General features: G+C 31.2%; 12 protein-coding genes and 2 tRNA genes. All 14 read left to right on the forward strand.

What is annotated here, in order from left to right; all coding sequences use genetic code 11:
* Window positions 1–152 precede the first annotated feature (152 nt).
* The 14 genes from AQ1685_RS05490 to AQ1685_RS05555 all read left to right on the forward strand — a co-directional run bounded on the left by AQ1685_RS05490 (window position 153) and on the right by AQ1685_RS05555 (window position 11,700).
* Window positions 153–1,253 (forward strand): ParA family protein, encoded by a 1,101-nt coding sequence (locus AQ1685_RS05490; protein WP_095070151.1) that lies wholly within the window; start codon window positions 153–155, stop codon window positions 1,251–1,253.
* Between the two features lie 231 nt (window positions 1,254–1,484).
* On the forward strand, window positions 1,485–2,174 hold the full coding sequence (locus AQ1685_RS05495; RefSeq protein ID WP_095070152.1) for a MotA/TolQ/ExbB proton channel family protein: 690 nt from the start codon (window positions 1,485–1,487) through the stop codon (window positions 2,172–2,174).
* Complete coding sequence (locus tag AQ1685_RS05500; protein WP_095070154.1) at window positions 2,174–2,566, forward strand: ExbD/TolR family protein; 393 nt, start codon at window positions 2,174–2,176, stop codon at window positions 2,564–2,566. Before AQ1685_RS05495 ends, AQ1685_RS05500 begins: the two co-directional genes overlap by 1 nt.
* Window positions 2,567–3,415: an energy transducer TonB family protein gene (locus AQ1685_RS05505; RefSeq protein ID WP_095070157.1), complete on the forward strand. Its 849-nt coding sequence runs from the start codon at window positions 2,567–2,569 to the stop codon at window positions 3,413–3,415.
* Between the two features lie 12 nt (window positions 3,416–3,427).
* Complete coding sequence (locus AQ1685_RS05510) at window positions 3,428–4,639, forward strand: bifunctional folylpolyglutamate synthase/dihydrofolate synthase (RefSeq protein WP_095070159.1); 1,212 nt, start codon at window positions 3,428–3,430, stop codon at window positions 4,637–4,639.
* Between the two features lie 69 nt (window positions 4,640–4,708).
* Window positions 4,709–4,783: transfer RNA gene (locus AQ1685_RS05515), tRNA-Val, on the forward strand.
* A 19-nt stretch (window positions 4,784–4,802) separates the two neighbouring features.
* Window positions 4,803–4,877: transfer RNA gene (locus tag AQ1685_RS05520), tRNA-Val, on the forward strand.
* A gap of 112 nt (window positions 4,878–4,989) precedes the next feature.
* Window positions 4,990–5,565 (forward strand): acyltransferase, encoded by a 576-nt coding sequence (locus AQ1685_RS05525; RefSeq protein ID WP_095070161.1) that lies wholly within the window; start codon window positions 4,990–4,992, stop codon window positions 5,563–5,565.
* A gap of 7 nt (window positions 5,566–5,572) precedes the next feature.
* Entirely contained in the window at window positions 5,573–6,505 is a 933-nt protein-coding gene (locus AQ1685_RS05530) for a Gfo/Idh/MocA family oxidoreductase (protein ID WP_095070163.1), read from the forward strand.
* A 39-nt stretch (window positions 6,506–6,544) separates the two neighbouring features.
* Window positions 6,545–7,522, forward strand: coding sequence for an SDR family oxidoreductase (locus AQ1685_RS05535; RefSeq protein WP_095070165.1), 978 nt, complete (start codon window positions 6,545–6,547; stop codon window positions 7,520–7,522).
* Between the two features lie 4 nt (window positions 7,523–7,526).
* Window positions 7,527–8,804: a nucleotide sugar dehydrogenase gene (locus AQ1685_RS05540; protein WP_095070167.1), complete on the forward strand. Its 1,278-nt coding sequence runs from the start codon at window positions 7,527–7,529 to the stop codon at window positions 8,802–8,804.
* Between the two features lie 6 nt (window positions 8,805–8,810).
* Window positions 8,811–9,821 (forward strand): NAD-dependent epimerase/dehydratase family protein, encoded by a 1,011-nt coding sequence (locus tag AQ1685_RS05545; protein WP_095070169.1) that lies wholly within the window; start codon window positions 8,811–8,813, stop codon window positions 9,819–9,821.
* Between the two features lie 118 nt (window positions 9,822–9,939).
* Window positions 9,940–10,371 carry an adenylyltransferase/cytidyltransferase family protein gene (locus tag AQ1685_RS05550; RefSeq protein ID WP_095070171.1) on the forward strand — a complete coding sequence of 144 codons (432 nt, stop codon included), beginning with the start codon at window positions 9,940–9,942 and terminating at the stop codon, window positions 10,369–10,371.
* Between the two features lie 3 nt (window positions 10,372–10,374).
* Window positions 10,375–11,700 carry a UDP-glucose dehydrogenase family protein gene (locus AQ1685_RS05555; RefSeq protein ID WP_095070173.1) on the forward strand — a complete coding sequence of 442 codons (1,326 nt, stop codon included), beginning with the start codon at window positions 10,375–10,377 and terminating at the stop codon, window positions 11,698–11,700.
* The last annotated feature ends 3 nt before the right edge of the window (window positions 11,701–11,703 follow it).

Below are 11,703 nucleotides of genomic sequence, written 5' to 3' on the forward strand. Positions count from 1 at the left end.
ATCATGATTAAAGAATAAACTATAAAGGTTTTTATAGTGATACATCCCCCTAAATTAGTATGCTAAAATAATTTTAAGTCTGCTTTTTCTCGAGTGTTGAATATTGGAAATCTTGATCAATTAACTTTTAATTTCAACTAGTAACATTTTACATGGGAAAAATTATTTCTATTTGTAATCAGAAAGGAGGCGTAGGTAAAACAACTACCTGTGTAAATTTATCTGCTGCATTGGGAGTTCTTGAGAAAAAAGTATTGGTAATAGATACAGATCCACAAGCAAATGCTTCGGTTTCATTTGGTTTCGGAGCAGATCAACTTAATAATCCTGCTCTCGAGTATATGGATTTTACATCTGTTATTAAAAACAATATTATAAAAACAAATGCTCCAAACGTTTGTTTATTTCCTTTTTTTGAAGATTTAAACTTTTTTGAGAAGTCTTCTGTAGTATCAAAATTTCAAAAAGCATTACAGAAAATAAAACATTCTTATGATTATATTCTAATTGATTGTGTTCCTTTTTTTAAAGCGAAAAATTTAGAAATATTAGCTACTTCAGATGCCGTTCTTATTCCTGTTCAATGTGATTATTATGCATTAGAAGGCTTACACAAGTTTTTGAAAACTGTACGCTTTGTACAAAAGAAAATGAATGAAAAGTTACATATAGAAGGTTTTCTACTTACAATGTATGATAAACGATTAAACCTTTCTAACAAAGTTGTTGACTATGTGCGTAGTTATTTTAAAGATCTTGTTTTTAATACATTAATAGAACGTAATTCTAAAATTACTCAAGCGCCAAGTTTTGGTCAGAGTGTTATCGAGTTTGATGCTACTTGTGTTGGAGCGCAATGTTATTTACAGTTAGCGAGTGAGATTTTAGTGAGAAACAAAGATGTTAAAGAAGTTATGTTAAATAATGAAGTAGAAACAACATTTAATTCAAGAACGTTTAGTAGTGTTTCTTCCGAAGAGACTAAAAGTGATGTTTTGTATGGGAAGATTTTAGATAGCTTTAAAAATTCTTCTGAACATCAATCATTTTCTTTTTTAAATAATTTTGATGAGCTACTAAGTTTAAAGAAGAAAACCGTTGAAAAGATTATGGGTTCATGTTATAAAAATCACTTTGGTAATACTTGGGTATATAAAATAAACAGTTCGAATCTTTTTAAGAAAAAGTACCTTCATATACATTTCGATAATGGTACTGTATCTCACTATACAACGAAATGGTTTAGTCGTTAAATTTTAATTTCATTGTTAAAGACAACTTATTATTCAATCTATAATGAATATATTTGTTTATGTTGTGTATAATGTTGTGCAACTCAAATTAAGTGGATTTGAAAGTGGAAAGTTGCTGTTATTTTTACTTTAAAAAGTTAAAAAAAAGATAATACGTTTACTTTTAGATTCCTATATTGAAATTTTCAAACAAACAATTCGTTTAAATATTTAAAAAAGTAAGAATAGTATATGTTATTATTTATTCAGGAAGCTGCTGAGCAAGTATTAGAAGAAGCATCACAAGAAAAAACATTATCAATTATTCAGTTAATAAAAGATGGAGGGCCAGGAGGGCAGATTATAATAGCCATTCTTTTTGTCTTGTTAGGAGTTGCGCTTTACATTTATTTTGAACGTTTTTTTGCTGTAAAATCTGCTTCTCAAGAAGATAGTAATTTTATGAATCAGATAAGAGATTTTGTTTTAAATGGAAATCTAGATTCAGCTAAAGCATTATGCGAAAGTACAAACACACCATCTTCTAGGTTAGTCGGAAAAGGAATTTCTAGAATAGGAAAACCTTTAGATGATATTAATACTGCAATCGAAAATGCAGGTAAGTTAGAAGTATATAAATTAGAAAAAAATGTATCTGTATTAGCAACAATTGCTGGTGCAGCTCCAATGATTGGTTTCTTAGGAACTGTAATAGGTATGATTGTAGCTATCCATGAGATTGCAAATTCTGGAGGTCAGATAGATATTAAAATGTTATCAGATGGTTTATATACAGCCATGACAACTACAGTAGCAGGTTTAATAGTCGGTATTGTGGCTTATATAGCATATAATCATTTGGTTGTAAGAACAGATAAAGTTGTATATCAAATGGAGGCAAAATCTGTAGAGTTTTTAGATTTATTAAATGAACCAGTGTAATGAATTTAAGAGGAAGAAATAAAGTAAATCCAAACTTTAATATGTCTTCAATGACAGACATAGTTTTTCTACTGTTAATATTTTTTATGTTAACATCTACATTAGTAACTGTAAGTGCTATAGATGTATTATTGCCAAAAGCAGGTGGAAAAACAGAGAACCAAACTTCAATAGCTGTTACCATTACAAAAGATTCAGATTTTTATATAGATAAATCAAAAGTTTCTTCAAACAGTTTGGAACAAGAATTGTTAAATAAAGTAGGTGTAAATAAAGAAAAAACAGTTGTAATCAGAGGAGATCAAAATGTTCCATATAAAAATGTAATGCAGGTAATAGACATTGCAAACAGGAATAAATTGAAGATGATCTTAGCTGTTAAAGGAAGATAAATGCAAGTATTTGATACAATACATAAAAGAAAGTCTGCTATAATTACAGCAATACTTTTACTGTTGATACTTCTAATGATGTATGGTTTTGGTATGCGTTATATGGATCCACCAGTTGAATACGGAGTGTCTATCAATTATGGAGATTCTAATGTCGGAAGTGGAGAACCTGTTGAAAAGGTAAAAGCTACGCAACCTAAAGCTGAAGAAGTTCAAGAGGAAAAGGTTGAGGAACAAATTGAAAAAGTGGAAGAGCAACCTAAAGAAGAAATAGCTGAAGAGGTAATAACAGATGACACTACTAAAGAAGATGTTCCTGTTGTAGAAAAGAATGAAGAAAAAAAGGAATCTGTTAAAGAAGTTAAGGAGGTTAAAGAAGAAAAACCAAAAGAGAAGCCAAAGCCAAAACCATCTAAAGCTGCAACAGATGCTTTAAATAGTTTATTAAAAGGAAGTTCACCAGATGGAGAAGTGAAAAAAGGAGAAGGGGATGATGCTCAAACTGGAGTAAAAGGTGATAAAAAAGGTGATCCTGATTCTAATAAATATTATGGAGAAGCTGGAGGAGGTTCAGGAGGTAATTATAATTTAGCAGGAAGAAAAGCTTTGTCTAAACCCGTGCAAAAACCAGATTGTGAAGAAGAAGGTACTGTAGTGGTAAGTATAGAAGTTAATAAAGATGGAAGTGTAATCAAAGCTTCACCTGGAGCAAGAGGAACAACTAATTCTGCCCCATGTTTATTTAAAGCAGCTAAAGAAGCAGCGTTAAAAACAAAATGGAATCCTGATGGGAATGCTCCAAAAAAGCAAAAAGGAACCATTATTTACAAATTCTCATTATCAAAGTAGTTTACAATTAATATGACATATGAAGAAACGGTAAATTGGATGTTTAATCAATTACCAATGTACCAGAGTCAGGGAAAAACTGCCTATAAAGAAGATTTATCTAATATTATTAAATTATCTAACCACCTAGGTAATCCAGAAAATAAGTTCAAGTCCATTCATGTAGGAGGAACTAATGGAAAGGGATCTACGAGTCATATGGTTGCTTCAATTTTACAGGAAGCAGGTTATAAAGTTGGATTATATACTTCGCCTCATTTAAAAAGTTTTACTGAAAGAATTAGAATTAACGGGAAAGAGATTCAAGAACATAATGTTGTCGATTTTATAACAAAGAACAAAAGTTTTTTTGAAGAAAATTACTTGTCTTTTTTTGAAATGACAGTAGGAATGGCTTTCGAATATTTTTCTGAAGAAAATGTTGATATTGCTGTTATTGAAGTTGGACTAGGAGGGCGTTTAGATTCTACAAACATTATAACTCCTGAAGTTTCTGTAATTACTAATATAGGATTAGATCATGTGCAGATTTTAGGAGATACAGTTCAGAAAATAGCTGTTGAGAAAGCAGGAATCATTAAAAAAGGAATTCCTGTAGTTATTGGAGAAAGAGATGTAGATACAGAAAATGTTTTTATCAATAAAGCACAAGAGTTATTTTCTGAAATTGTATTTGCTTCAGATAGTAAAGAAATTCGTCATAAAACAGATTTACTGGGATCGTATCAACAGAAAAACATGAAAACAGCAGTTACAGCTATTGCTAAACTTTCTTGTTTTAGAGTAAATGAAGAACAGATACAAAAAGGGTTAAGTAATGTGGTTTACAATACAAACTTAAAAGGAAGATGGCAGATTTTACAAGAATCTCCAAAAGTAATTTGTGATACAGCTCATAATAAAGAAGGGCTTACTTATGTATTAAAACAACTTCAAGAAGAAAATTATAAGAGATTACATATTGTTTTAGGAGTAGTTTCTGATAAAAACTTAGATGAAATTCTACCAATGTTTCCAGCTGAAGCAACTTATTATTTTTGTAAACCAAATATTCCAAGAGGACTTTCAGAAAGAGAGTTAAGAAATAGAGCACAAATGTATAGATTAGAAGGAGAATATTATGGTTCTGTTCAAGATGCTTACAATGAGTCTCTTAATTGTTTTTCAGATGAAGATCTCATATTTGTTGGTGGGAGTACTTTTACAGTAGCTGAAATTTTATAGCAAAAAAAACAAAAAAAGTATTGCTATTATAAAAAACAGTGTTATATTTGCACCCGCAATAACGATTTAGGGCGCGTAGCTCAGTTGGTTCAGAGCACTTGGTTTACACCCAAGGGGTCAGGGGTTCGAATCCCTTCGCGCCCACAAAACCTAAAAGTTATTAGGGCGAATAGCTCAGTTGGTTCAGAGCACTTGGTTTACACCCAAGGGGTCGGGGGTTCGAATCCCTCTTCGCCCACAAACAAAACCTCAGTCTATACAGATTGAGGTTTTTTGTTTTCTTCACTAATATTAAATATGCTTTTTGTAGGTTTGTTAATCGAAATAAATATGTTTAAAAGACATCTTTTATGTTGAATTATTTTGCGCATCATACTGCTATAATCGATCAAGGAGCCAAGATTGGTAACGGAACTAAAATCTGGCATTTTTCACATATTATGCCTAATTCACAAATAGGAGAAGAATGTAATTTAGGTCAGAATGTAGTGGTCTCGCCAAACGTAGTTTTGGGAAATAATGTAAAAGTACAGAATAATGTTTCTGTTTACACTGGAGTAGTTTGTGAAGATGATGTCTTTTTAGGTCCATCAATGGTTTTTACAAATGTGATTAATCCTAGGAGTGCAATTAACAGAAAGACTGAATTTAAGCAAACTATAGTTAAAAAAGGAGCTACTATTGGCGCCAATGCAACAGTAATTTGTGGGAATATGATAGGTGAGTATGCTTTAATTGGAGCCGGAGCAGTAGTTACAAAAAATGTTTTACCTTATTCTTTAGTTGTGGGTAATCCTTCAAAACACATTGGATGGGTAAGCGAATATGGGCATAGATTAGTATTTGATCAAGATGGTTTTGCTATTTGTGATGAAAGTAAGCAAGTATATCAGATACAGCAAAATGAAGTTAAAAGAGTAAAGTAAAATTCAGATGAAAAATTTTGCAATTTTAGGAGTGGCAGGATATATAGCTCCAAGGCACTTAATGGCAATAAAAGAAACAGGAAATAATTTACTAGCATCGTTAGATAAAAATGATAGTGTGGGTATTTTAGATAGTTATTTTCCCGATTCTAGTTTTTTTGTCGAATTTGAAAGGTTTGATCGTCACATAGAAAAACTTAAGAGACAAGAAGGTATTCAATTGGATTATGTAAGTGTTTGTACACCCAACTATCTTCATGACTCTCACATAAGAATGGCTTTAAGAAGAGGAGCGGATGCTTTGTGCGAAAAACCTTTAGTGTTAAATCCTTGGAACTTAGATGCGCTTGAAGCTATTGAAGAAGAAAGTCAAAATAGAATTCATGCTATTCTACAATTACGATTACATCCAAGTGTTATAGCTTTGAAGAAAAAAGTAGAATCACAGAAAAATAAAACAAAACACGAAATTGATTTAACGTATATCACTTCTCGAGGCAAATGGTATGATATTTCTTGGAAAGGAGACGAAAGCAAATCGGGAGGAATAGTAACCAATATAGGAATACATTTTTTTGATATGCTGACATGGATTTTTGGAAATGTTCAAGAAAGTGAAGTTTATTTAAGAGATTTAGATAAAGCAAGCGGATATTTAGAGCTTGAAAATGCTAGAGTTCGATGGTTTTTGTCTATAGATGAAAATTCTCTGCCAGAAGAGGTTAAAGTTAAAGGACAAAGAACGTTCAGATCGATAACTGTTGGAGGGGAAGAAATTGAATTTAGTAAAGGTTTTACAGATTTACATACTAAAACTTACGAAGAGGTATTGTTAGGAAATGGTTTTTCATTGAAAGATGCAAGATCTTCTATTGAGACGGTGTATAACATAAGAAATGCAAAAGTTGTAAATAACGGAATAAAACATCCTTATTTATAAAAATAATTAGAATATAATTTTTTGAGTATAAACTCAGATATGATTTTACAAGGAAAAAAAATAGTAGTAACAGGCGGAGCTGGTTTTATAGGTTCGAATCTATGTGACAAGCTTATTGAAATGGACAATGAAGTAGTTTGTTTTGATAATTTTGCAACAGGAAAAAGAGAGAATATAATTCACTTATTAAATCATCCAAAATTTAAATTAATAGAAGGAGATATTCGAAATCTAGAAGATTGTAAAAAGGCCGTAGAAAATGGAGAGTTTGTTTTACATCAAGCTGCTCTAGGTTCAGTACCAAGATCGATCAAAGATCCAATAACCTCTAATGATGTTAATGTAGGAGGTTTTCTAAATATGTTAGTTGCCTCTAGAGATGCAGGAGTAAAAAGATTTGTTTATGCCGCAAGCTCTTCTACCTATGGAGATTCAGAAGCTTTACCAAAAGTTGAAGATAAGATAGGAAAACCATTGTCTCCTTATGCGATTACAAAATATGTAAATGAATTATATGCTGATGTTTTTTCTAAAACTTACGGAGTAGAAACTATCGGTTTACGTTATTTTAATGTTTTCGGAAGAAGGCAGGATCCTAACGGAGCTTATGCAGCTGTGATTCCAAAATTCGTTAAATTATTGATGGATAATAAATCTCCAGTTATCAATGGAGATGGTACTTATTCAAGAGATTTTACATATATTGATAATGTTGTTCAAGCTAATCTTCTTTGTTTAGCAACGAAAAGTAAAGAAGCCATTAATACAGTTTATAATGTTGCTTATGGAGAAAGAAATACTTTAATTGATTTAGTGAAATATTTAAAAGAGTATTTATCTAAGTTTGATGAAAAAATTAATTTGATAGAACCAGAACACGGTCCCAATCGACAAGGAGATATACCACATTCATTAGCTGATATTAATAAAGCTAAAGAGTTGTTGAATTATAATCCAGAATTTTCTTTAGAATCAGGATTAAAGGAAGCAGTAACTTGGTATTGGGAAAATTTATAAAACAATGAGCGAGCCGAAAATAGGAGTCATAGGATTAGGATATGTAGGATTACCTTTAGCTAGGTTATTCGCTACAAAATATTCAGTTGTTGGTTTTGATATTAATAAAAGCAGAATATCGGAATTAAAATCGGGAGTAGATTCAACTCTAGAGGTTGATGATGAAGTGTTGAATTCTGTAATAGTTGATAAGAATACTGGTTCAAAAGGGTTGTACTGTTCTTCAGATGTAAATGATTTAAAAGACTGTACCATTTTTATAGTGACAGTACCCACACCAACAGATAAAAATAATCGTCCAGTTTTAACGCCATTAATAAAAGCTAGTGAAACAGTAGGTGGAGTTTTAAAGAAGGAGGATATAGTAATTTATGAATCTACAGTTTACCCTGGAGCCACAGAGGAAGATTGTGTGCCAGTTTTAGAGGTGGTTTCTGGTATGAAATTCAATCAAGACTTCTTTGTTGGGTATTCGCCAGAAAGAATAAATCCAGGCGATAAGTTACACACAGTAGATAAAATTTTAAAAGTAACATCAGGTTCTACGCCACAAGTAGGCAAGATTGTTGATGAACTATATAAGTCAGTTATCACAGCTGGAACACATTTGGCTCCAACAATTAAAGTAGCGGAAGCAGCAAAAGTAATAGAGAATTCTCAAAGAGATATAAATATTGCTTTTGTTAATGAGTTGGCAAAAATTTTCAATCTAATGGATATTAATACTCATGATGTTTTGGAAGCTGCTGGAACAAAATGGAATTTCTTGCCTTTTAAACCAGGTCTAGTCGGAGGGCATTGTATAGGTGTAGATCCATATTATTTAGCACAAAAAGCTCAAGAGTATGGTTACCATCCTGAGATTATTTTAGCAGGAAGAAGATTAAATGACAGTATGGGGGAGTATGTGGCTTCAGAAGTTATTAAATTAATGATAGGCAACGATCTTAGAATTAAAGACGCAAAAGTTTTGATTCTAGGTATCACATTTAAAGAAAATTGTCCAGATGTAAGAAATACAAGAGTCGTGGATGTGGTTAATGCGCTAAAAGAGTATGGCGTTAGTGTAGATATTTTTGATCCATGGGCAAATGAAGATGAGGTTTTAAAAGAATATAATTTAAGCTCAACAACAAAAGTACCAAAAGAAAAGTATAGTGCACTAGTTCTAACTGTCGCTCATAAAGAGTTTAATAATCTAAACCTTGAGATGTTAAAAGCGGATAATGCTGTCGTTTATGATGTCAAAAATGCGCTAATAAATAAAGATAAAACATTATAGTTTTAAATGAAAATTTTAGTAACAGGAGCTGCAGGTTTTATAGGGTTTCATTTGACTAAGAGTCTACTGGAGTTAGGACACACTGTGGTAGGTATCGATAATATAAATGACTATTATGATGTTAATCTTAAATATGATAGACTAAAAGAATTAGGAATACTAGAAGGCTCATCTTCAAAATTTCATCATGCTTGTTACAGTGAAATTTTTCCATCTCTATCTTTTGTTAGAATGAATTTAGAAGATGGAAATAAGTTAGAAGTGTTATTTAAAGAAAATAATTTTAATGTAGTTTGTAACTTGGCAGCCCAAGCTGGAGTTCGTTACAGTATACAAAATCCTAGAGCTTATATAGATAGTAATATAGTAGGATTTTTAAATATTTTAGAATGTTGTAGATGTAACAAGATAGATCATTTAGTTTATGCTAGTAGTTCTAGTGTATATGGAATGAACTCTAAAATTCCTTTTTCAGAAGAAGATCAAGTTGATTCTCCTGTAAGTTTGTACGCTGCAACTAAAAAAAGTAATGAGTTGATGGCACACTCTTACAGTAATCTTTATAATTTGACAACTACAGCTTTAAGATTTTTTACTGTTTATGGTCCATGGGGTAGGCCTGATATGGCACCAATGTTGTTTGCGGAAGCAATCAATAAAAATGAGCATATAAAAGTGTTTAATCATGGTGATATGGAGAGAGATTTTACCTACATCGATGATATTGTTAAAGGCATAGTAAAAGTTATTGAAAATCCTATTAGACGCAGAAAAAAATACGAAGTTTACAACATAGGTAACAATAAAACAGTTAAGTTAACTGATTTTATTGGGGAGTTAGAGCTGAATTTTAATAGAAAAGTAGAGAAACATTTATTGCCAATGCAATTAGGTGATGTGAAAAAAACATGGGCAAATGTCGATAAGTTAATGAAGGATTATAATTATAAACCTAGTACAACAGTAAAAAAAGGGGTTTTAGAGTTTGTGAATTGGTTTATTGGTTATAAAAATTAGAAATTTTGAAAACTCTGATTTAGATTATTATATCAATAAAATTAATATTAATTAAATTTGAAAAAACTTTGGTATATTAATATAGTTAATATATTTGTCTCTTGAAAGAAATAGAAATATGAAAGTTGGTATAACATTTAGTGCATTTGATTTACTTCATGCGGGTCATATCAAAATGTTGGAAGAAGCCAAACGTCAATGTGATTACTTGATATGCGGTCTTCAGACTGATCCAACTTTAGATAGACCAGAAAAAAATAAACCTGTTCAATCTGTAGTTGAACGTTACATTCAATTGAAAGGCTGTAAATATGTCGATGAAATTGTACCCTATGCAACAGAACAAGATTTGGAAGATATTTTAAGATCATTTCATATCAATATACGTATTATAGGAGATGAATATGCCAATAAGATGTTCACAGGGAGAGATTATTGTGAAAAAAAAGGAATAAAATTATACTTCAATAAAAGAGAGCATCGTTTTTCAAGCAGTGGACTAAGGAAAGAAGTTCATGAAAAGGAAAGTTTAAAATCAAAGGACAGATAATTAATGAATATAGCTGTAATAGGAACAGGTTATGTTGGGTTAGTTTCAGGTACTTGTTTTTCTGAAATGGGTAATAATGTTACCTGTATCGATATCGACCAAGCTAAAATAGAAAAACTTCATAAAGGTATTATTCCGATTTTTGAACCTGGCTTAGAAAAAATGGTTCTTAAAAATATAGAAAATAGAACACTTTCTTTCGATACATCAATTAATAACATAATAGATAATGCAGAGATAATTTTTATTGCTGTAGGGACACCTATGGGAGAAGATGGTTCAGCAGACTTACAGTTTGTACTTTCTGTTGCTAAAGAGATTGGGCAAAAGATGAATAGATCATTAATAATTGTTAATAAATCAACAGTACCAGTTGGAACAGCAGATAAGGTTAAAAATACAATTATTGATGAATTAAATAAAAGAGGTGTAAGTATAAAATTTGATGTAGTGTCAAATCCAGAATTTTTAAAAGAAGGGGATGCAATAAATGACTTTATGAAACCAGATAGGGTTATTGTTGGGGCAGAATCTCAGCATGCTTTTGTGAAAATGAAACAACTTTACAACCCTTTTTTTAGATCTCGTGAACGTTTGATAACTATGGATGTAAGATCTGCTGAAATGACAAAATATGCAGCTAATGCAATGTTAGCAACAAAAATTTCATTTATGAATGAAATAGCAAATATTTGTGAGCGAGTTGGTGCAGATGTAGAAAATGTAAGGATTGGTATAGGTTCAGATTCCCGAATAGGTTATAGTTTTATATATCCAGGCTGTGGGTATGGAGGGTCTTGTTTCCCTAAAGATGTAAAAGCTTTAAAAAAAATAGCTGAAGAACATGATTATAAAGCTCAATTAATAGCATCTGTGGAAGATGTTAATAATAGGCAAAAATATGTTATTGCAGAAAAAATAGTCAAACGTTTTGGAGAAAATCTAGAAGGTAAAACTTTTGGTGTTTGGGGGCTTTCGTTTAAACCGGGGACAGATGATATGAGAGAAGCTCCATCGTTGTATGTTATAAATGAATTAGTAAAAAGAGGAGCGAAAGTAAAAGCTTATGATCCTAAAGCTATAGATGAGGCTAAAACATTTTATTTGAAAAATAACAATAGTATTGAATATTTTGAAAGAAAATATGATGTTCTCAAAAATTCAGATGCTTTAGTTTTATTGACAGAATGGAAAGAGTTCAGATCACCAGATTTCGAAGAAATAAAAAAACAATTAAATCAACCAATTCTTTTTGATGGTAGGAATCAATATATTGCCTATGATTTAGAACAACAAGGAATTGAATATTACAGAATAGGGAAAAATTAGTAA

Source organism: Tenacibaculum jejuense, from assembly GCF_900198195.1.
GTDB lineage: Bacteria > Bacteroidota > Bacteroidia > Flavobacteriales > Flavobacteriaceae > Polaribacter > Polaribacter jejuensis.

Excerpts from the sequence above, each read along its gene's own strand:
- AQ1685_RS05530 (WP_095070163.1), top strand. The coding sequence starts at position 5,573 with ATGAAAAATTTTGCAATTTTAGGAGTGGCAGGATATATAGCTCCAAGG.
- AQ1685_RS05535 (WP_095070165.1), top strand. The coding sequence starts at position 6,545 with ATGATTTTACAAGGAAAAAAAATAGTAGTAACAGGCGGAGCTGGTTTT.
- AQ1685_RS05510 (WP_095070159.1), top strand. The coding sequence starts at position 3,428 with ATGACATATGAAGAAACGGTAAATTGGATGTTTAATCAATTACCAATG.
- AQ1685_RS05505 (WP_095070157.1), top strand. The coding sequence starts at position 2,567 with ATGCAAGTATTTGATACAATACATAAAAGAAAGTCTGCTATAATTACA.
- AQ1685_RS05555 (WP_095070173.1), top strand. The coding sequence starts at position 10,375 with ATGAATATAGCTGTAATAGGAACAGGTTATGTTGGGTTAGTTTCAGGT.
- AQ1685_RS05545 (WP_095070169.1), top strand. The coding sequence starts at position 8,811 with ATGAAAATTTTAGTAACAGGAGCTGCAGGTTTTATAGGGTTTCATTTG.
- AQ1685_RS05495 (WP_095070152.1), top strand. The coding sequence starts at position 1,485 with ATGTTATTATTTATTCAGGAAGCTGCTGAGCAAGTATTAGAAGAAGCA.
- AQ1685_RS05490 (WP_095070151.1), top strand. The coding sequence starts at position 153 with ATGGGAAAAATTATTTCTATTTGTAATCAGAAAGGAGGCGTAGGTAAA.
- AQ1685_RS05525 (WP_095070161.1), top strand. The coding sequence starts at position 4,990 with ATGTTGAATTATTTTGCGCATCATACTGCTATAATCGATCAAGGAGCC.
- AQ1685_RS05500 (WP_095070154.1), top strand. The coding sequence starts at position 2,174 with ATGAATTTAAGAGGAAGAAATAAAGTAAATCCAAACTTTAATATGTCT.
- AQ1685_RS05550 (WP_095070171.1), top strand. The coding sequence starts at position 9,940 with ATGAAAGTTGGTATAACATTTAGTGCATTTGATTTACTTCATGCGGGT.
- AQ1685_RS05540 (WP_095070167.1), top strand. The coding sequence starts at position 7,527 with ATGAGCGAGCCGAAAATAGGAGTCATAGGATTAGGATATGTAGGATTA.